This is a genomic window from Nocardia sp. CA-129566 (assembly GCF_050956075.1).
Lineage (GTDB): Bacteria > Actinomycetota > Actinomycetes > Mycobacteriales > Mycobacteriaceae > Nocardia.
Map to the genome: position 1 here is coordinate 995,651 of NZ_CP192085.1, position 19,121 is coordinate 1,014,771.

Here is a 19,121-nt window from a genome sequence, read left to right on the forward strand (position 1 = left end):
CGGAAACCCCTCGACCGCACTGGATTCCGGCGTTCGCAGGGGCGACGGTGCGGGGTGATCAGTGCTCGCGGCGTCGGGTGACCGCCGCGGCGACCGCGCCACCGGCGGCACCGAGCGCCAGCGCCGTCGGCACGCCGATCTTGGCGGCCTTGCGCCCGGTACGGAAGTCGCGGATCTCCCAGCCGCGGTTCTTCGCCACCTCGCGCAGATCCGAATCCGGATTGATCGCCACCGCGGTGCCGACCAGCGACAGCATCGGCACATCGTTGTGGCTGTCGGAGTAGGCTGTACAGCGCTTGAGGTTCAAGCCTTCTCGGATCGCGAGCGTGCGCACCGCATGGGCCTTGCCGAGCCCGTGCAGAATGTCGCCGACCAGCCGTCCGGTGAATTTCCCGTCCACGCTCTCGGCGACCGTGCCGAGCGCCCCGGTCAGCCCGAGCCGCTTGGCGATCACCTGCGCCAACTCGACCGGCGTCGCGGTAACCAGCCACACCTGCTGCCCCGCATCCAGGTGCATCTGTGCCAGAGCCCTTGTCCCCGGCCAGATCTTGTCGGCGATGATCTCGTCGTAGATCTCCTCGCCGAGGGCGGCCAGTTCGGCGGTCGGGCGGCCCGCGATGAACGCGAGTGCCTTCTCCCGGCCCGCGGCCATATCGGTGCTGTTCTCCTTGCCGGTGACCCGGAACTTCACCTGTTTCCAGGCGACGTCCACCAGATCGGAGGTCTTGAAGTATTTGCGCGCGGCCAGACCGCGGGCGAAATGCACGATCGACGCACCCTGCACCATGGTGTTGTCGACATCGAAGAACGCGGCCGCGGTCAGGTCACGTGGCACCTCGGGCCCGGTCGCCTCGACATCGGCCTCGGCGAGTTCGGCGTCGTGCAGCGACAGCGCCGCCTCGGCGCTTGCCTCACCGGCCAGATTGGCCCGCAGCTCTTCCTCGCTCGGGCCGAAGGGGCTGCGAGAGATGCGCGCGAGTTGGTCCTGCAGACCCTGGCCGAGCCGACCCTGATTCCACCGCACCGGAAACTCGCCGAATCGTCCCGCGATAAAACCTGCCCTTGCCACCTTCGATCGTTCCGGCACCAGTACCTCCGCCCGTCGCGCGAACCACAACCACATTAGCTGGCCGCGGTGACAGTTAAGGCACTACGGCACGCTCCGATCGGGGCGTGGCGAGGGGATTTAATATCGGTCATGACCAATCCCACACATTCGGTGACGCTGCTGACGAGATCGGGCTGCGGGCTCTGCGTCAGCGCGCTCGAGCAACTCCGGGCGATCTGTGCCGAATTCGACATCGAGCCCGCGACGGTCGATGTCGACGAAATCGCCGGCACCGACCCTGGCCTGCGCGCGGAGTACGGCGACCGGCTTCCTGTCGTGCTGCTCGACGGCCGTGAGCACAGCTATTTCGATGTCGACGAGCCCCGATTGCGGGCCGACTTGACTCGCTGAGCGATAGCTGATCCGGCCCGATTCCGCCGCGCTGCTGGTCGCGGCGGAAAATGAGGCCAAATTCACCGACTTTGTGAAGGGCTGCACAAGCGGTTACGGTGGTGGCACGCGACCCGCATGCCGAGGCTGCGGATCCACCGCGGTAGTGAACCCAGCATTCCGAATACTTCGACCATGGCACCGGACCGCCCCGGGCACGAGGTCGAACGATGAACCGGACCTCGCCGGAGGCCGGAACGAGGAGCCGACGACGTGACAGAGCAGCATGAGGCGCCAAGCGGCGTCTCCGGCAGGGCTCTGCAGAAGGACATCCCGCAGGCCACGGTGGCGCGGCTGGCCACCTATCTCCGGGTCCTCGCCATGTTGGCCGACGACGGTGTTGCCATCGTATCGAGTGAGGAACTGGCTGTCGCGGCGGGTGTCAATTCGGCCAAGTTGCGCAAGGACCTTTCCTTCCTGGGACCCAATGGCGTTCGGGGTGTCGGCTATGACGTCGCCAAGTTGCGCACCAGGATCGAGGATGTGCTCGGTCTGTCGCAGGGACATCGGGTGGTACTGGTCGGCGCCGGAAATCTGGGCCGGGCCCTGGTCGGCTACGGCGGCTTCCGGCGGCGTGGGTTCACCGTGGTCGGCATGTTCGACAGCCATCCCGAGGTGATCGGCATAGCCGTCGCCGGTCTGGTGGTGCGCGATGTCGCGGATCTGGCCCCGGCCATCGATGCGTTGAAGCCGACCATCGCGGTGATCACCGTGCCCGACGACGCGGCGCAGGACGTCTGCGACCAACTGGTCGCCTCCGGGCTGCAGTCCATCCTGAGCTTTGCCCCGTGTGAGCTGACCGCGCCGGAGACCGTGGAGGTCCGCCGGGTCGACCTGGCGGTCGAGCTGCAGATGCTGTCGTTCGAGACCGCGCGCAATGCTCCGCCCCTGCCCGAGGTCGCGCACGCGGTCTCCGGCCGCATCGCCCACCGCGCGCCCGCGCACACTGCTGCCGGACATCCGGCACTCAAACACTCGACGACCTCGCATTCGGCAACGGAGCCATCCAGCAAGGGATCGGTGGTTACACCATGAGCATTCTGTTAGTCGGGATTTCGCATCGCAGCGCGCCCGTCTCGATTCTGGAGAAGGTCGCGATCACCGACGCGGACCGGCCGAAGCTGATCGACCGAATGCTCACCTCCAGCCACGTCTCCGAGGCGATGATCGTCTCGACCTGCAACCGCGTCGAGGTCTACGCCGTTGTCGACGCCTTCCACGGCGGTCTGGCCGAGGTCGGCGAACTATTGACCAAACATTCCGGACTGCCGCTCCCGGATCTGACCAAGCACGCCTACGTCCGCTACAGCGAGGCCGCCGCCGAACATCTGTTCGCGGTGGCCAGCGGCCTGGATTCGATGGTGATCGGCGAGCAGCAGGTGCTCAGCCAGATCCGCGGCGCCTATGCCTCCGCCGATGCCCAGCAGGCGGTCGGGCGGACCCTGCACGAACTGGCCCAGCACGCATTGCGCGTGGGCAAGCGGGTGCATTCGGAGACCGGTATCGACCGGGCCGGTGCCTCGGTGGTTTCGGTGGCGCTGGATCGCTCGCAGCAGGTGCTCGGCCCGCTCGCCGGTCGGACCGCCGTGGTGGTCGGGGCCGGGGCCATGGGCGGACTCGCGGTGGCGCATCTGTCGCGTGCGGGCATCGGCCGCATCGTCGTCGTGAACCGTACCCTCGCCCGGGCCAAGCGGCTGGCCGAAACCGCGCGCAGCCACGGTGTCGAGGCCGACGCGATGGAACTGTCACGGTTGACCGAGGCGATGGCGGCCGCCGATGTCGTCATCACCTGTACCGGTGCGGTCGGCGCGGTGGTGACCCTGGCCGATACCCACCGCGCCCTGGCCGAACGTGAGCGCGGCAGCGAATTCGCCTCGGCGGAACGGCCGTTGGTGTTCTGCGATCTCGGTCTGCCGCGCGATGTCGAACACGCCGTCGCCGGTCTGCCCGGTGTGACCGTCATCGATATAGAGACGTTGCAGCGCGATCCGGCGGCCGGTGCGGCCGCCGACGATACCGCGGCCGCCCGCTCGATCGTCGCCGACGAACTCGCGAAATACCTTGCGGGCCAGCGCATGGCGGAGGTCACCCCGACCGTCGCAGCGCTGCGTCAGCGCGCGGCCGAGGTGGTCGAGGCGGAACTGCTCAGACTCGATTCCCGGTTGCCAGGGCTGGCCGATCCGGAACGTGACGAGGTGGCGCGCACGGTGCGCCGCGTCGTCGACAAACTGCTGCACGCGCCGACGGTGCGGGTCAAGCAGTTGGCCTCGACGCCGGGCGGGGATACCTACGCCGAGGCGCTGCGGGAATTGTTCGAGCTCAAACCCGGTGCGGCGCAAGCGGTTGCGACACCGATGGAAATCAGTCCGATCGGCGACGAGCACGGCGCGCTGCGATTTACCGGGGACAGCGAGATCGCGCTTGCCGACGACTTCACCGCCGGACACCGCGGCGAGGAACAGGGGCAGACGGCATGACAATTGCGCAGGAAGAGGAAAACGTGACCGCAGGCAGCACACGCGTGCCGTGGCGGATCGGCACCAGAGGTAGTCTGCTCGCCCTCACCCAGGCGGGCACGGTTCGCGACACCCTGATCGCGGCCGGACACGATGCGGAGCTGGTGGTCATCAAGACCGCGGGCGACCTGTCCTCGGATCCGGTGCAGAAGATCGGTGTCGGCGTATTCACCTCGGCGCTGCGTGACGAACTGGCCGCCGGAAATATCGACATCGCGGTGCACTCGTACAAAGACCTGCCGACCGCACAGGATCCGCGCTTCACCATCGCCGCCATCCCGACCCGCGAGGATCCGCGCGACGCGCTGGTGGCCCGCGATGGTCTGGTGCTCGGTGAGCTGCCCGCCGGCGCCAAGGTCGGCACCTCCGCGCCGCGCCGCGCGGCCCAGCTGCGCGCACTCGGACTCGGTCTGGACATCGTGCCGCTGCGCGGCAACCTCGACACCCGCCTGCGCAAGGTCAGCGAGGGCGAGTTGGACGCGGTGGTGGTCGCCAGGGCCGGACTCGCCCGGATCGGGCGGCTCGACGCGGTCACCGAAGCACTGGAGCCGGTGCAGATGTTGCCCGCACCCGCGCAGGGCGCGTTGGCGGTCGAATGCCGCTGCGACGATGCCGAATTGCTCGAGGCGCTTACCGAACTCGACGACGCCGCCACCCGTGCGGCCGTCATTGCCGAGCGGTCGCTGCTCGCCGAACTCGAGGCCGGTTGCACTGCGCCGATCGGCGCCATCGCCGAGGTCGTCGAATCGCTCGACGATGACGGCAAGATCGTCGACGAACTCTCGCTGCGCGGCTGCGCGGCGGCCGTCGACGGTTCCGATGTGTTGCGCGCCTCCGTGGTCGGCCCGCCGGAGCGTGCCGCGGAACTGGGCCGCGAGCTGGCCAGGGAACTGCTCGAACTGGGCGCCCGCGAGCTGCTCAGCGCGCCGGAACCGGAGTTTGCCGGTTCCCCCACATCGGCGGTGAAACCGCCCGCCTCTGACGACTTCATCAATTCCAGCCCAATGGAGAACAGCCAATGAGCGAGCGCAGCGAGCGAATCATCAGCACGGCGCCTTCGGGCATGCCAGTGCCGAGCGCTAGCGAGGTACTGGCATGAGCCGAGCCCACAAGAAGCACCCAGGTCGGATCTTGTTCGTCGGGTCGGGTCCCGGCGATGTGGCACTGCTGACAGTGCGTGCTCGCGAGGTGCTCGGTCGCGCGACGCTGGCGTTCACCGATCCCGATGTCGACAAGGGCGTGCTCGCGCTGATCGGTATCGAGGTCGAGCCCGGCGCGGATGGCGAGCGTCCGGTGGATGTGCGGCCCGCGCTCGGCGATCCCGCCGAGGTGGCCAAGACGCTGATCGCCGAGGCGCGCAGCGGCCACGATGTGGTCCGGGTCGTCGCGGGCGATCCGCTGACGACCGATTCGGTGATCGCCGAGGTCAACGCGGTCACTCGTTCGCATATGGTCTTCGAGGTGCTGCCGGGTCTGCCCAATGGTTCGGCGGTGCCGAGCTTTGCCGGTATCGCGCTCGGCTCCGGGCACACCGAGGCCGATGTGCGCGGCGAGGTCGACTGGGCCGCGTTGGCCGCCGCGCCCGGCCCGCTGGTGCTCTCGGCGACCTCGGGTCATCTGGCCGAAACCGCGAGCGCGCTGGTCGAACACGGTATGGCGCCGCAGACCCCGGTCGCGGTGACGGTGCGTGGCACCACCCGCCAGCAGCGCACCATCGAGGCCACCCTGGCCACGCTCAACAGCGCGGCGTCCGAACTGGTCGGCCCACTGGTGGTGACCATCGGCAAGGTGGTCGCGCAGCGGTCGAAGATGTCGTGGTGGGAGTCGCGCGCGCTGTACGGCTGGACCGTGCTGGTGCCGCGCACCAAGGATCAGGCCGCCGAGATGAGCGAGCGACTGGTGACCCACGGCGCCATCCCGATGGAGGTGCCGACCATCGCGGTCGAGCCGCCGCGCAGTCCGGCGCAGATGGAGCGCGCGGTCAAGGGACTAGTCGATGGCCGCTACCAGTGGGTGGTGTTCACCTCGACCAATGCGGTGCGCGCGGTATGGGAGAAGTTCGCCGAATTCGGTTTGGACGCACGGGCCTTCTCCGGTGTGAAGATCGCCTGCGTCGGCGAGGCCACCGCGGATAGGGTGCGCTCGTTCGGCATCAATCCGGAGCTGGTGCCCAGTGGCGAACAGTCCTCCGAGGGCCTGCTCGCCGACTTCCCGCCCTACGACGACGTTTTCGACCCGGTGAACCGAGTGCTGTTGCCGCGCGCGGATATTGCCACCGAAACCTTGGCCGAGGGTCTGCGCGACCGCGGCTGGGAGATCGATGACGTCACGGCCTACCGCACGGTGCGCGCCTCTCCGCCGCCCGCCGAGACCCGCGAGATGATCAAGACCGGCGGCTTCGACGCGGTCCTGTTCACCTCGTCCTCCACGGTCCGCAACCTGGTCGGCATCGCGGGTAAGCCGCACGCGCGCACCATCGTTGCCTGCATCGGACCGAAGACCGCCGAGACGGCCATCGAATTCGGTCTGCGCGTGGATGTGCAGCCCGAGGTCGCCCAGGTCGGCCCGCTGGTGGAGGCGCTGGCCGAACATGCGGCCCGCCTGCGTGCCGAGGGGCTGCTGCCGCCGCCACGTAAGAAGAGCCGCCGCAGCCGGTAGCTTTGGCCTACCCGGTTGCGCGACGAAGGCGTCGCCCCTCGTCGCGCAACCGGAGCCGCCGCAACCGTCGAGCGCCGTTGATCAGCGGCTGTAGCGCATCAGGGTCCGCACCAACCGGCAGGTGGTGTCGGACGGGGGGCGGATATCGATGAGTTCGGCTGTCCGCCGGATTCTTTCATTGCTGGCCTGACTCGGCAGGTAGATGCCGGAGTCCAGCAGCGCGATGGTCAAGCGCATCGCCTTGAGGCGGCGGTTGTGCGAGATGTACCACTTGCGCGGCCGCCCGGCGGGCAGCGGCTGCTTGCGCAGCGGGACATAGGGTCGATCGATAACCTTCGACTCGGGTGCGGTTTTGGGCACTGTGGCGTCCTCCCGTCGCGATCGGGAACCGTGGAGAGTTCCCTCGAACACGCCTTCGATTTTACTACTGCCCACCGACAAAAACGCCCGCTCACAAGGGGTTTCGGCAACCACTGTGCGCCCCGACCGGCGCGTGGGTTCACAGGTCGTGCAGTAGCCGCATGGCTTCGGGGTGGCGCAGTGTCGCGGCGCGCTCCAACCAGTAGCGCGCGTCCTGGTACGCCTGGGCTTTTGCCTCGGCCGCGGTCGGACTGTCCGGGAAATCCACGCGCACATGTTGTTCGCGCAGGAATCGCGCCAGGTGGAACATCGAATCGGCATCGCCGGCGTCGGCGCCGCGGCGCAGCCACCGTTCACCCTCGACCCAGTCGCCGTGTTCGAGGAAGATCACGCCGAGCACCGCCATGGCGTCGGCGCGGCCGCGCCGAACGGCCTCGGTCAGCAGCGTGATCGCCCGCTCCACCGTGCCCTCTTGCGCCAGCCGCACCCCGAGAGTGCGCATGGCCGTTGCGCTTCCGGCCCGCACCGCGCGCTCGTACCAATGCCGTGCTTCGTTGTCGAAGCCGCGGCGATTCGCGACAACTCCCATATTGCACAGCGCCTCCGGCAGCCCGTCCTCGGCCGCTGGCAGGAACCGCAGCTCGGCGGCATCGAGATCCCCGCGCTCCAGATACAGCGTGCCCAGCTGCTGATCGGCCCCGGGACAGTCGGCCGCGATGGCGAACTCCAGCCACCGGATGGCCTCCGAGATCCGTCCGTCGGCGGCGAGTAGTGCGCCAAGACCCGCCATGGCCGGTCCGCTGCCCTGTGCGGCGGCGCGGCGGAACCACTGTTCGGCCTCGGCCGACTCGCCCGCCTCGTACAGCCGGTGCGCCAACTGCACGATGATGCCCGGATCCCCGCCGCGCGCCAGTTTCCGCAGACCACTCCAATCGGTCCGTCGCGGCGGAATCGTGAATTCGGTCATCGTCTACTCCCGGAACCAGACCGGCCACTCACCACCATCATCCCCCCGATACTGCACCGCACAATTCCCGGTGCTGCCGCCCACCGGCGGCGTGGTCGCAGTATCGCGCCGTGGCCTTATCGAATCCTCGAGACATCCTTAACGCCGCCGTGATGACATGGTGGGCCGAACGATCGAGCCGCTGGTAGGAAGCGGCCCGATCTGTCGGCCGAGATGATCGGTGCATGACTGCGGAATCGACACCGGATGCCGAATCGCCGGATGCCGAATCGCCTGTGCGCCATAGCCGTTCGCGCCGCGCGTTCGTGCGGCCTCGCGGGCGCGGTAACGACGGTCGTTGTGGTACCGCCGTTGCTGCGTGCTCCGCCGACCGAACCCTACCGGCGGCCGCGCCCGGTAGCCGCTTCGCCGGAAAGGTGGTCCTGGTGACCGGCGGTACGTCGGGCATCGGCGAGACCGCCGTGCGCGCGTTCGCCGCCGGGGGCGCATCGGTGGTGTTCTGTGGACGCGGCGCGAGCAGCTCGGCGAGGGGGTTGCCGAATCCATTGGCGGGGCCGCGCATTACGTGCGCACCGATATTCGCGTACCGGCCGAGGTCGAGCGACTGGTCGATCGCCGATTCGGCCGCCTGGATGTGGCATCGAACAATGCGGGGATCAGGATCGAGGGTGCGGCCGAGGATCTTTCGGTCGAGCAGTGGGACGACGTACTCGACACCAATCTGCGCGGAATCTTCCTCTCGGTGAAATATGAAGTGCTGCTGCTGGAACGCTCCGGCGGCGGGGTGATCCTGTGCGCCGCCTCCAAATCGCTGATGGCGAGCGCGCCCGCCGACTCCGCGAGGAAGGCCGGAATCGAGGGTCTGGTCGATGGCGCAGCAGTAGGGCCCGCGTGGCATCCGGGTCGATGCGATCGCCCCGGGCACCACGAATACCTCGCTGATCCGCCCGGCCGGGCTGCCGGATCCGATGTGGGCGGTCTTCAAGGACACGTGGGGTCCGCTGAACGTATCCGCGCTGGGTCGGATGGTCGAGCCCGCCGAGATCGCCCGCACGATCCCCGCGCTGTGTGGCGACGATCTCGCCTATACGGCTCCACCGTGCTGGTCGGTGGCGGCCCGTTCGGCGGAGATGCCGCCCGGGTTCCCGGCCCGCTGATCCTTCGGTGCACCCGCCGCGTGCAACGGGCATTCGGACCGGGCGTATCGTGCGGATTATGACCGGATTGGACCGCCCGCGGCGGTTGCGCCGTACTCCCGCCCTGCGCCGTCTCGTGGCCGAAACAAGTCTCGAGTCACGGCAATTGGTGTTGCCGATGTTCGTCGCCGATGGGCTGGACGAGCCGCGTGAGATCGGGTCCATGCCGGGGGTGCGCCAGCACTCGATGGATTCCCTGCGCAAGGCGGCGGTCGAGGCGGTCACCGCGGGGGTCGGCGGGCTGATGCTATTCGGCGTGCCGCTGCCCGAGGACAAGGACGCCACCGGCAGCAAGGCCAGCGATCCCGATGGGATCCTCAACCGCGGTCTGCGCGCGCTGGCCGAGGAGGTCGGCGATGCGACAGTTGTCATGGCCGATACCTGCCTGGACGAATTCACCGATCACGGGCACTGCGGCGTGCTGTCCGCCGACGGCGCCGTCGACAATGACGCCACCCTGCACCGCTATGTGGAGATGGCCCTCGCCCAAGCGGATGCCGGTGCGGATCTGCTCGGTACCAGCGGCATGATGGACGGCCAGGTCGGCGCGATCCGGCGTGGACTCGACGCGGTCGGGCGCACCGATACCGGCATCCTCGCCTACGCCGCCAAGTATGCCTCGGCGTTCTATGGCCCGTTCCGTGAGGCCGTCGCCTCCTCGCTGGAGGGGGATCGGCGCAGCTACCAGCAGGATCCGGCGAACCGCCGTGAGGCGATCCGGGAGCTGCAGCTGGATCTGGCCGAAGGGGCGGACATCGTGATGGTCAAGCCCGCGATGTCGTACCTGGACATCCTGCGCGATGTCGCCGACCATTCGACCGTGCCGGTGGCCGCCTACCAGATCTCGGGTGAGTACTCGATGATCACCGCCGCCGCCCAGCGCGGTTGGATCGACCGGCGCGCCGCCATCCTGGAATCACTGATCGGCATCCGCCGGGCGGGCGCGGACATCGTGCTCACCTACTGGGCGACCGAGGCCGCACACTGGCTGTCGTGAATTCGTCCAGATCGAATACGCCCGCTCCGAATCCGGCCGATTCGGAGTCGTCGGCACCGGAAGCGTCGGCACCGGAAGCGTCTGGGCCGAAGTCGTTGGAATCAGAGTCGGCGTTGCTGGGTTCGGATCCGCACGGTCCGAGTTCCACCGGGGCGAGTTCGGCCGGGGCGAGTTCGGCCGGGGCGAGTTCGGCCGGGGCGAGTTCGGCCGGGGCGAGTTCGGCCGGGGCGAGTTCGGCCGAGCCGTCCTTGTCGGGGCCGAATTCGCCAGGGTCGCATCCGCAGGGAGTGAGTCCCTCTGGATCGTATTCGGAGGAAGAGAATCGGTCTCGGCCGTTCTCGCCGGGGTTGTATCCGGTGGGAGCGAGTTCGCTCGAGTCGTTGGGCTCGGAGTTGGCCATGTCGGCGTCGCCGGGTTCGGATCCGTGTGGTCCGAGTTCTGCGGAAGCGAGTCCGGCTGAACCGTCCTTGTCGGGGCCGAATTCGCCAGGGTCGCATCCACAGGAAGTGAGTCCGCCGGGATCGCATCCGGGCGGAGTGGGGCGGTCCGAGCCGGGCTCGCCTTGGTCGAATGCGCCGGGATCGCGTTCGGAAGGAGCGCGTTCGGAAGGAGCGAGTTCGGCTGAGTCGTACTCGCCGGGAGCGAATTCGCCTTGGGCGCATCCGCAGGGCGGGAGTTCGCCTCGGGCGCATCCGCAGGGCGGGAGTTCGCCTCGGGCGCATCCGCAGGGCGGGGGTTCGCCCGGGGCATACCCTCCGGGGCCGTATCCGCCTGGGCCGTATCCACCGGGCCCCTATCCACCGGGCCCGTATGTGCAGGGCCCCTACGTACCGGGCCGGTACCCGGGTGGTCCGGTTGTCGGGCCGCGGCCGGAGCCGCCGGAGGACGTGCGGACGGCGCGGCAATTGTGGTGGGGGGTTATCGGATTCGGGATCGTGCAGTTGATCGGGTCGATTCTGGCGGCTGTGCAGCAGCGCGGTGAGTATGCGCAGAAGATGTACGACCAGGTGCATGCGAGCGATCCGAACTTCACGATGGCCAGTGCGCAGCTGATGGTTTCGCTGGCTTTCGTGGTCGGTGTGGTGATCGGTTTGGCGCTGGCCGCGTTCACGCTGCTGTTCGTGCATCAGCTGGTGCGCGGAAAGCTGTGGGCGCGGACGCTGTTGACCGCTATCGGCGTCTGGCTGGTGCTGGTCGCGGTCGGCACCCTGTTCGCGCTGGAAGCGGTGACCGGCGCGGCCTCGCTGCTGGCCGGTGGTGCCGCGATCGTGCAGGGCGTACTCGCGGCGGGCGCGGTGTACCTGAGTCACCGTCCCGACTCGACCGCATACTTCCAAATGAACCGCAGGTGAACGGGGTATGGAGTCGCCCGCGAATTTGTCAAGGAAACGCCAGCATGTATCGTGAGGGTTGTCACAGCGGAAATGGGAACCGGTAGTTATTTGTTACACGTTGACTTACGTTTCGTAAGAACGTCGACCAGATGGCTCCCGAAGATCGGAGGCATCGATGCGAGTGGTTATCCAACAGCCGCAGAGCATTCGACGAGATCTGCTCGTGCTGAGTCTGCTGATCCTCTTCGGCTTGCTTACCGTCGCGGTGCTGCTGTTGCCCGGCAAGGTCGGCTGATCCGGGGCGGGACATCGACTCCCGGCGCCGCGCTCGGCGGGACCGGGAGCATGGTGTGACCGATACGGGGGATGGCACGACCATCCTGTTCGCGGAGCCGGGCGCGCGGTGGCGTTCGGTGGCCTACGGGCCGCTGCTGTGTCTGATCGTTCTGATTCTCGAATTGGTGACCACCGCCCAGGTGCACTGGTTCGCCCTTATTTTCTGTGCCGCGCTGATCGCGGGTTTCGTTGTGCTGCAGGTGATCGCGGGGCAGCGGCATGTGAGCGTGGAGCTGACCGATACCGCGCTGCGCGAGGGCACCGAAACCGTGCCGCTGGCGGCCATCGATGCGGTGCTGCCCGAACGGGACGAGGATTCCTGGGACGATGAGGATTGGGAATCGGCGCGTTCACTCGGCGAGTTGAATGGGGTGCCGCGTCGGCGCAAGGCCATCGGGCTGCGACTGGTCGACGGTGCTCTGGTGCAGGCCTGGGCGAAGGATCACCGCGGACTGCGGGCCGCGCTCACCACGGCATTGGGTGGGGCCGACCAGGCCGAGGATGTGGACCGGGCCGCGCCGAACACCGAGGAAACCGAACACAGCGAGAACGGAGCGGATCGTTGAAGCGATGGATCGTGCTCGGTGACCGCATGTTGCCCGCGTTGGTCGAGCTGACGCTCGCCCTGGCCTGCGCGGTCCTCGCGGTGGTGAGCTGGCGCAGCGGATTGATCACCACCACCTTCGCCCCCTCGGGCGAGGTGCCCGGCTTCCAGGCCACCCGCTATAGCGGCCCGTGGTTGGTCCTGGCCACGTTTCTGGTCATGATGGGCGGCGTACTCGCCATTGATGCCGTCGCGCGGACGGTGCGGGCCGCGCGGTCGCGCTGAGGGTTTCGCGCTGTTCTGCGTGGGCGTCACCGCTTGGCGACGCCTAGCGGATGTGCCGCGACTCGGTTAACGTGCAAGTGCCGCGCCGCGAGGTGTCTCGGTCGCAACGGTCGGCATTCGGTGAATACTGTTGTGGCCGTTATGCTTTCGGCCGGCTATCCGCACCGTGTCGACTGGGAGAAATGCTTGTGATTCGTTTTGCCGGAAAAGTGTGTGCGGCGGTTGCCGTGGCGGCCGCGATCGGTGCGGCCCCCGCATGGGCCGCACCGGGACTGCCGCTCGAGCCCGCCGAGACCGAGGTGGCCCAGCCCGCCCCGATCTTCGTGCCCGATTCGGGTTCGGCGGGTGTCTACAACAACTTCATGTGCCAGCTGCACACCATCTCGGCCTCGGTGCCGTGCATGTACACCTAGTTCCAGTTCTGGTAGATGTCCAGCAGGCGGCCACTGTGGGTGCCCGGCGCGTTGAGGTACAGCATAACGGTGCCGTCCGGATGGCCGGCCGCCTCCGTGATGACCTGACGCAGTGAGGCGTGCACGCCGCCGTTTTCGTCGTGGTAGATCTCGGAGTCGCTTTTCAGCCCGGCCCCGATCCGGCTGAGCGGCACCACCATGGTGATCAATGCGGGCACCGGTCCGTCGCCGAGTGCCTCGGTCTCCGCGTGATTCAGATGCAGCCCGACCCGGTCGGGCTGGGCGATCGGATCCGCGGCGGCGGCGGACCCGGCGCCGAAGGTTACGGCGGCGGCGATCGCGGCGCAGATCGTGGCACTTATGACGGCAAACCGCATGGCGCTCTCCCGGTGGGCTAGATGGTGCGACGACGCTCCGAGATTACGCACCAGCAATCATTCAGCCACCGATATCGCCGCGAACCGCGATCGGCGTGTTGCATGCGGGACGCCGGTGCGGCTGCGGTCTGCATCACCTCCACTACACCCTGTCGTCGACTCCTTCGGATCGGGCTGAGACACTGGACGTCGTGAGTTCTTCTCCGCGCGCGACCAGGGCATCGGTGCCGGTCTCGGCTCAGCTCTTCGACCGGGCTGCTTCGGTGATTCCAGGTGGTGTCAACTCGCCGGTGCGGGCGTTCAAGTCCGTCGGTGGCACACCGCGATTCATCGCCTCGGCCAACGGTTACACGCTCACCGATGTCGACGGCAACGAATATGTCGACCTGGTGTGCTCCTGGGGGCCGATGATCCTCGGCCACGCGCACCCCGAGGTGGTCGAGGCCGTGCGGCGCGCGGCCGTGGGCGGACTGTCGTTCGGTGCACCGACCGAGGCCGAGATCGAACTCGCCGAGCTGATCGCCGAGCGGGTGGCGCCGGTGGACCGGGTCCGCCTGGTGAACTCCGGCACCGAGGCCACCATGAGCGCGGTCCGGCTGGCCCGCGGTTACACCAGCCGCGCCAAGATCATCAAGTTCGCCGGTTGCTATCACGGCCATGTGGACGCCCTGCTGGCCGACGCCGGGTCCGGCGTCGCCACACTCGGCCTGCCGACCTCGCCCGGTGTCACCGGTGCGCAGGCCGGTGACACCATCGTGCTGCCCTACAACGACATCGATGCTGTTGCTGCCGCATTCGCCGCACATCCGGATGCGATCGCCTGCGTGATCACCGAGGCGGCCGCGGGCAATATGGGCGCGGTCGCGCCGCTGCCCGGCTTCAACGAAGGACTGCGCAAGCTGACCGCCGAACACGGCGCACTGCTGATCATGGACGAGGTGATGACCGGATTCCGGGTCAGCCGGTCCGGCTGGTTCGGCCTCGACGGCGTCGCCGGTGATCTCTACACCTTCGGCAAGGTGATGAGCGGTGGGCTGCCCGCCGCCGCCTTCGGCGGACGCGCCGAGATCATGAACCACCTCGCGCCGCTCGGCCCGGTGTATCAGGCTGGCACCCTCTCCGGTAATCCGGTCGCGGTCGCCGCGGGGCTCGCCTCGTTGCGAGCGGCCGATGACGCGGTGTACGCCGCACTCGATCGCAATGCCCAGCGACTCGGCGGCCTGTTCACCGAGGCGCTCGACGCGGCCGGGGTCGAGCATCAGGTTCAGTTCGCGGGCAATATGGTGAGCGTGTTCTTCGCCGACCGTCCGGTCACCGATTACGATGCCGCCAAAGCCAGCCAGACCTGGCGTTTTCCCGCTTTTTTCCACGCATTGCTAGATGGCGGCGTGTACGCGCCGCCGAGCGCGTTCGAGGCCTGGTTCGTCTCCGCGGCGCTCGACGAGGACGCGTTCGACCGTATCGCCGCAGCCCTGCCCGCCGCCGCACACGCGGCCGCGGCCGCCACCCCCGAAGGATCCAGCGCGTGAGTTCCGATCAGCCAGATTCCGAAGAGCGCGAACTACCAGACACTCCGGTCGCGAGCGCCGAGGCCACCGTGCCCGGCGTCGAGACGCCCGATGACGACGCCGTCGAGACCATCGTGCACGTGCTGCGACACGGCGAGGTGCACAACCCGAAGGGCATTCTCTACGGTCGCCTGCCCGGGTTCAGCCTCTCGGTGACCGGACGCGCGCAGGCCGGTGCGGTGGCGCGTTCGCTGACCGACCACGACATCGCGCTGGTCATCGCCTCGCCGCTGCAGCGCGCGCAGGAGACCGCCGAACCGATCGCCAGGCAGCACGGGCTGCTCGTGCGCACCGACGAGAACCTGATCGAGGCCGGTAACACCTTCGAGGGCCTGCGGGTGTCGGTCGGTGACGGCGCGCTGCGCAAGCCGAGGCACTGGTGGAAGCTGCGCGATCCGTTCACCCCGTCCTGGGGCGAGCCGTATCTGCAGATCGCGCACCGCATGCTGGCCGCGGTGAACAAGGCCCGGGTCGAGGCGGCCGGACATGAGGCCGTGCTGGTCTCGCATCAGCTGCCGGTCTGGACGCTGCGGCGGTTCCTGCAGGGCCAGCGGCTCTGGCACGATCCGCGGCACCGGCAGTGCTCACTCGCCTCGCTGACCTCGCTGGTCTACCAGGGCGACACCCTCGTCGACATCGTCTACTCCGAACCCGCTGGCGGTTCGGATCCCACGGTGCACGGCGCATGAGAACTTCCTCCCGGTCGTTGGCCCGGCGCTGTGCGCCGGTCCTGCTCGCGTGCGTGGCCCTGGTCGCCGCGCTCGCGGGTTGTTCGGCCGGGAAGGATGCGGTGGCCTCCGGCGGTACGTTCGAATTCGTCTCGCCCGGCGGCAAAACCGATATCTACTACGATCCGCCCGCCGCGCGTGGCACCATCGGCAAGCTCGCCGGGCCGGATCTGATGACCTCGGGCAAGACCACCTCGGTCGCCGACTTCCCGGACAGGGTGGTCGTCCTGAATCTGTGGGGGCAGTGGTGCGGCCCGTGCCGCGCCGAGGCACCCGCGCTCGAAAAGGTCTACGAGGCAACAAAGGACAGGGGCGTCGTCTTTCTCGGCATCAATGTCCGTGATTTCCAGCAGGACAAGGCGCAGGACTTCGTCGTCGACAACAAGGTCGGTTATCCGTCCGTCTATGACCCGTCCATGCGCACCCTGCTCGCGCTCGGCGGCAACTTCCCGACCAGTGTCATTCCCACCACGCTGGTGCTGGATCGGCAACATCGGGTGGCCGCTGTCTTCCTCCGGTCGCTCTTGGCGGAAGACCTCCAACCAGTCGTCGAACGCATTGCCGCGGAAGGTTCGCAGTGACACCGCGCAAGCCGTTCGGCCCACGCCGTAATCACGTCCCGCTCGAGAGCGAGCGGTAGGAAGGTGCAATCGTGAATCGCGATCGCCGTACTCGTAGCCCGCGTGCCTGTCGCCCGCGGCAGGCCGCCCGTCTGGTACGCGGTGTCTGGACTGTCGATGACCGATGGGTCGGCGTCGCCGCCGTACCGCGCAGCGCCGCAGCCGATTCCATGATGGACTTCGTTCCGGAGTCGGCGCCGGTGCCCGAGCGCGCCGATCGACCCCCGGTGGAGACCGACTGATGGTGCTCGCCGCAGTTGGTGATTCGTTCCAGCAGACGGCGGCGACCGGGCCGCTGTTGTTGGCACTCGGCGCTTGCTTACTGGCCGGACTGGTCTCGTTCGCCTCGCCGTGTGTGGTGCCGCTGGTGCCGGGTTACCTGTCCTATCTCGCCGGGCTGGTCGGTGCCGAGGCGCCGCCTGCCACCGCCGCACAAGCCAAAAGCCTTGGCGGTACGGCGGTTTCGGAGTGGGCTGCGGCACGTACAGGTCGGCTGCGGGTGGCCGGTGCGGCCGGTTTGTTCGTCGCCGGATTCACCGTGGTGTTCGTGCTCGCCACCGCGACGGTTTTCGGCGTCATCCAGACCTTGAACGTAAATCGTGAACTGCTGCAACGGGTCGGCGGCGTGGTCACCATCCTGATGGGTCTGGTGTTCATCGGTCTGGTCCCCGCATTGCAGCGCGATACCCGGATGGAGCCGCGCCGGCTCACCAGTATCGCGGGCGCTCCGCTGCTGGGCGCGGTCTTCGCGCTCGGCTGGACGCCGTGTCTCGGGCCGACGCTGTCCGGGGTGATGGCGGTCTCGGCCGGGACCGAGGGCACGACGGCGGTGCGCGGTGTCGCGCTGATCGTCGCCTACTGCCTCGGTCTCGGACTGCCCTTCGTGATCCTGGCCTTCGGTTCGGCGAGTGCGCTGCGCGGTGTCGGCTGGCTGCGGCGCAATTCCCGCACCATTCAGCTCATCGGCGGCATGCTGCTGGTCGCGGTCGGCATCGCGCTGGTCACCGGGGCATGGGACCAGTTCATCGCGTGGGTGCGCGATGCGTTCGTTTCCGAGGTGACCTTGCCGATATGACCGTGATCGATAGACCCGAGGCGCCGGTGACACCGCCGCGCCAATCGCTACCGGGTCGCGCGTGGGCGCTCATGCGAAATACCTGGCGCGGGCTCACCAGTATGCGCACCGCGCTGGTGCTGCTGTTCCTGCTGGCCTTGGCCGCGATTCCGGGGGCGCTGCTGCCGCAGCGCAATCTCAACGAGGGCAAGGTCGACCAGTACATCGCCGACCGCCCGACGCTCGGTCCGTGGATGGACCGGTTCCAACTGTTCGACGTGTTCTCCAGTTTCTGGTTCACGGCGATCTATGCGCTGCTGTTCATCTCGCTCGTCGGCTGCATTCTGCCGCGCTGCCTGGACCACTACCGCGCACTGCGCACGCCGCCGGTGCGGGCGCCGCGCAACCTGTCGCGGCTGCCGCACCATTACTCCGAGACGGTCGACGGTACCCCCGACGCGGTGCTCGAGCACGCGCGAAAAGAACTGCGCGGCTGGCGCACCGAGGTGCGCGAGGGCACTCGTGACGGTGAGATCACCCTTTCCGCGGAAAAGGGCTACACCCGCGAACTCGGCAACCTCGTCTTCCACCTCGCCCTCGTCGGCCTGCTCGTCGCCATCGCGGTCGGCAAGCTCTTCGGCTACGAGGGCAGCGTGATCGTCATCGCTAACAATGGTCCCGGCTTCTGCACCACCTCGCCCGCGGTCTTCGACTCGTTCAAGGCGGGCAATATCAACGACGGCACCGGTATGGCGCCGCTGTGCGTGCGGGTCAAGGATTTCAAGGCCGACTACCTGACGAACGGTCAGGCCGAGATGTTCACCTCGAATATCGACTATCAGGCCGGGGCCGATCTGCAGAGCAATACCTGGCGCGATGCGCAGATCCAGGTGAACCATCCACTGCGCGTCGCGGGGGATCGGCTGTACCTGCAGGGCCACGGATTCGCGCCGACATTCACGGTGACCTTCCCCAACGGGCAGACCCGCACCGAGACCGTCCAGTGGCGGCCCGATAACGCCCAGACCTTCCTGTCCAGCGGTGTGCTGCGGATCGATCCGCCCGGCGGCATGTACGCGACCGACGAAGAACGCCGCAAGAACCAGATCGCGATCGAGGGGCTGTTCGCGCCGACCGCCCTGCTCCATGGCAGCCTGCTGACCTCGTCGTTCCCGACCATGAACGATCCGGCGGTCGCGGTGGACGTCTACCGCGGCGACACCGGTCTGGACACCGGTAAGCCGCAGTCGCTGTTCGCGCTGGATCCCGAGCAGGTCAAGCAGGGGCGACTGACCAAGGAGGCCAGGGTCAACCTGCGCCCCGGCGAGTCGACCACCCTGCCCAATGGCACCAAGGTCACCTTCGACGGCGCGCAGGAATTCGTGAACCTGCAGGTATCGCATGATCCGGCGCAGCAGTGGGTGCTGGTGAGCGCGCTGGCCATGATGGCAGGACTGCTGGTGTCACTGCTGGTGAAGCGGCGGCGCATCTGGATCCGCTGCTACCCGGCCGACGACGAAGCCGGTACCGTTGACAAACGACACACCGTAGTAGAGATGGGTGGGCTGGCCAGAACCGATCAGGCGGGCTGGGGCGGCGAATTCGATCGCCTGCGCGAGCGCCTGCTCGATGACCGATCCGCCGCGCCCATGGACCGACCGGGAGAGTGA

At 68.0% G+C, this 19,121-nt stretch carries 22 protein-coding genes and 1 pseudogene; 18 read left to right on the forward strand and 5 right to left on the reverse strand.

The features are described 5' to 3' along the window. Positions 1–58: 58 nt before the first annotated feature. Positions 59–1,069, reverse strand: a complete 1,011-nt coding sequence (locus ACQP0C_RS04680) for an HAD family hydrolase (RefSeq protein WP_433734436.1) — start codon at positions 1,067–1,069, stop codon at positions 59–61. 129 nt (positions 1,070–1,198) lie between these two features. Here ACQP0C_RS04680 and ACQP0C_RS04685 point away from each other — a divergent pair, with 129 nt between their 5' ends. The 5 genes from ACQP0C_RS04685 (at position 1,199) to ACQP0C_RS04705 (ending at position 6,672) form a co-directional block, all read left to right on the forward strand. Beyond that, entirely contained in the window at positions 1,199–1,459 is a 261-nt protein-coding gene (locus ACQP0C_RS04685) for a glutaredoxin family protein (RefSeq protein WP_433730888.1), read from the forward strand. Between the two features lie 252 nt (positions 1,460–1,711). Then, positions 1,712–2,533 (forward strand): redox-sensing transcriptional repressor Rex, encoded by an 822-nt coding sequence (locus ACQP0C_RS04690; RefSeq protein WP_433730890.1) that lies wholly within the window; start codon positions 1,712–1,714, stop codon positions 2,531–2,533. Continuing rightward, a complete protein-coding gene (locus ACQP0C_RS04695; protein WP_433730892.1) occupies positions 2,530–3,975 on the forward strand; it encodes a glutamyl-tRNA reductase in 1,446 nt (481 codons plus the stop codon). The genes ACQP0C_RS04690 and ACQP0C_RS04695 overlap by 4 nt, the downstream gene beginning before the upstream one ends. Then, complete coding sequence (gene hemC / locus ACQP0C_RS04700; protein ID WP_433730894.1) at positions 3,972–5,036, forward strand: hydroxymethylbilane synthase; 1,065 nt, start codon at positions 3,972–3,974, stop codon at positions 5,034–5,036. Before ACQP0C_RS04695 ends, hemC begins: the two co-directional genes overlap by 4 nt. Before the next feature lie 73 nt (positions 5,037–5,109). Beyond that, positions 5,110–6,672 (forward strand): uroporphyrinogen-III synthase, encoded by a 1,563-nt coding sequence (locus ACQP0C_RS04705; RefSeq protein ID WP_433730896.1) that lies wholly within the window; start codon positions 5,110–5,112, stop codon positions 6,670–6,672. A gap of 81 nt (positions 6,673–6,753) precedes the next feature. On the opposite strand, the gene ACQP0C_RS04710 is transcribed toward ACQP0C_RS04705, so the two are convergent. Together ACQP0C_RS04710 and ACQP0C_RS04715 are read right to left on the reverse strand one after the other, a co-directional pair. Beyond that, positions 6,754–7,032, reverse strand: coding sequence for a hypothetical protein (locus tag ACQP0C_RS04710; RefSeq protein ID WP_433682444.1), 279 nt, complete (start codon positions 7,030–7,032; stop codon positions 6,754–6,756). A 139-nt stretch (positions 7,033–7,171) separates the two neighbouring features. Continuing rightward, a complete protein-coding gene (locus ACQP0C_RS04715; RefSeq protein WP_433730898.1) occupies positions 7,172–7,999 on the reverse strand; it encodes a tetratricopeptide repeat protein in 828 nt (275 codons plus the stop codon). 224 nt (positions 8,000–8,223) lie between these two features. Here ACQP0C_RS04715 and ACQP0C_RS04720 point away from each other — a divergent pair. From ACQP0C_RS04720 to hemB, 3 genes and pseudogenes are all read left to right on the forward strand, one after another. Beyond that, positions 8,224–8,490 (forward strand): annotated as a pseudogene (locus ACQP0C_RS04720) (hypothetical protein); the annotation flags it as partial. 8 nt (positions 8,491–8,498) lie between these two features. Then, entirely contained in the window at positions 8,499–9,218 is a 720-nt protein-coding gene (locus ACQP0C_RS04725; protein ID WP_433734437.1) for an SDR family NAD(P)-dependent oxidoreductase, read from the forward strand. Continuing rightward, on the forward strand, positions 9,215–10,192 hold the full coding sequence (gene hemB / locus ACQP0C_RS04730) for a porphobilinogen synthase (protein ID WP_433730900.1): 978 nt from the start codon (positions 9,215–9,217) through the stop codon (positions 10,190–10,192). Before ACQP0C_RS04725 ends, hemB begins: the two co-directional genes overlap by 4 nt. Here hemB and ACQP0C_RS04735 read toward each other — a convergent pair. Then, positions 10,152–10,592, reverse strand: a complete 441-nt coding sequence (locus tag ACQP0C_RS04735) for a hypothetical protein (RefSeq protein ID WP_433730902.1) — start codon at positions 10,590–10,592, stop codon at positions 10,152–10,154. The two genes, hemB and ACQP0C_RS04735, sit on opposite strands and share 41 nt — an antisense overlap. A gap of 535 nt (positions 10,593–11,127) precedes the next feature. Here ACQP0C_RS04735 and ACQP0C_RS04740 point away from each other — a divergent pair. From ACQP0C_RS04740 to ACQP0C_RS04755, 4 genes are all read left to right on the forward strand, one after another. Continuing rightward, on the forward strand, positions 11,128–11,544 hold the full coding sequence (locus tag ACQP0C_RS04740; RefSeq protein ID WP_433730904.1) for a hypothetical protein: 417 nt from the start codon (positions 11,128–11,130) through the stop codon (positions 11,542–11,544). 332 nt (positions 11,545–11,876) lie between these two features. Next, positions 11,877–12,428 carry a hypothetical protein gene (locus ACQP0C_RS04745; RefSeq protein WP_433730906.1) on the forward strand — a complete coding sequence of 184 codons (552 nt, stop codon included), beginning with the start codon at positions 11,877–11,879 and terminating at the stop codon, positions 12,426–12,428. Further along, positions 12,425–12,691 (forward strand): hypothetical protein, encoded by a 267-nt coding sequence (locus ACQP0C_RS04750; RefSeq protein ID WP_433730908.1) that lies wholly within the window; start codon positions 12,425–12,427, stop codon positions 12,689–12,691. Before ACQP0C_RS04745 ends, ACQP0C_RS04750 begins: the two co-directional genes overlap by 4 nt. A gap of 182 nt (positions 12,692–12,873) precedes the next feature. Further along, positions 12,874–13,104 carry a hypothetical protein gene (locus ACQP0C_RS04755; RefSeq protein ID WP_433730910.1) on the forward strand — a complete coding sequence of 77 codons (231 nt, stop codon included), beginning with the start codon at positions 12,874–12,876 and terminating at the stop codon, positions 13,102–13,104. Here the strand turns inward: ACQP0C_RS04755 and ACQP0C_RS04760 are convergent. After that, positions 13,101–13,481: a hypothetical protein gene (locus ACQP0C_RS04760; RefSeq protein WP_433730912.1), complete on the reverse strand. Its 381-nt coding sequence runs from the start codon at positions 13,479–13,481 to the stop codon at positions 13,101–13,103. The genes ACQP0C_RS04755 and ACQP0C_RS04760 overlap by 4 nt on opposite strands. Positions 13,482–13,672: 191 nt before the next feature. On the opposite strand from ACQP0C_RS04760, the gene hemL reads away from it, so the two are divergent. The 6 genes from hemL to resB all read left to right on the forward strand — a co-directional run bounded on the left by hemL (position 13,673) and on the right by resB (position 19,121). Then, the gene (gene hemL / locus ACQP0C_RS04765) at positions 13,673–15,010 is read left to right on the forward strand and encodes a glutamate-1-semialdehyde 2,1-aminomutase (RefSeq protein WP_433730914.1); all 1,338 of its coding nucleotides are present in this window, start codon (positions 13,673–13,675) and stop codon (positions 15,008–15,010) included. Positions 15,011–15,078: 68 nt separating this feature from the next. Further along, a complete protein-coding gene (locus ACQP0C_RS04770) occupies positions 15,079–15,738 on the forward strand; it encodes a histidine phosphatase family protein (RefSeq protein ID WP_433734438.1) in 660 nt (219 codons plus the stop codon). Then, positions 15,735–16,358 carry a TlpA disulfide reductase family protein gene (locus tag ACQP0C_RS04775; RefSeq protein WP_433730916.1) on the forward strand — a complete coding sequence of 208 codons (624 nt, stop codon included), beginning with the start codon at positions 15,735–15,737 and terminating at the stop codon, positions 16,356–16,358. Before ACQP0C_RS04770 ends, ACQP0C_RS04775 begins: the two co-directional genes overlap by 4 nt. A 71-nt stretch (positions 16,359–16,429) precedes the next feature. Further along, positions 16,430–16,639, forward strand: a complete 210-nt coding sequence (locus ACQP0C_RS04780) for a hypothetical protein (protein ID WP_397050502.1) — start codon at positions 16,430–16,432, stop codon at positions 16,637–16,639. After that, positions 16,639–17,472 (forward strand): cytochrome c biogenesis CcdA family protein, encoded by an 834-nt coding sequence (locus tag ACQP0C_RS04785; protein ID WP_433730918.1) that lies wholly within the window; start codon positions 16,639–16,641, stop codon positions 17,470–17,472. Before ACQP0C_RS04780 ends, ACQP0C_RS04785 begins: the two co-directional genes overlap by 1 nt. Next, entirely contained in the window at positions 17,469–19,121 is a 1,653-nt protein-coding gene (gene resB, locus ACQP0C_RS04790; protein WP_433730920.1) for a cytochrome c biogenesis protein ResB, read from the forward strand. The genes ACQP0C_RS04785 and resB overlap by 4 nt, the downstream gene beginning before the upstream one ends.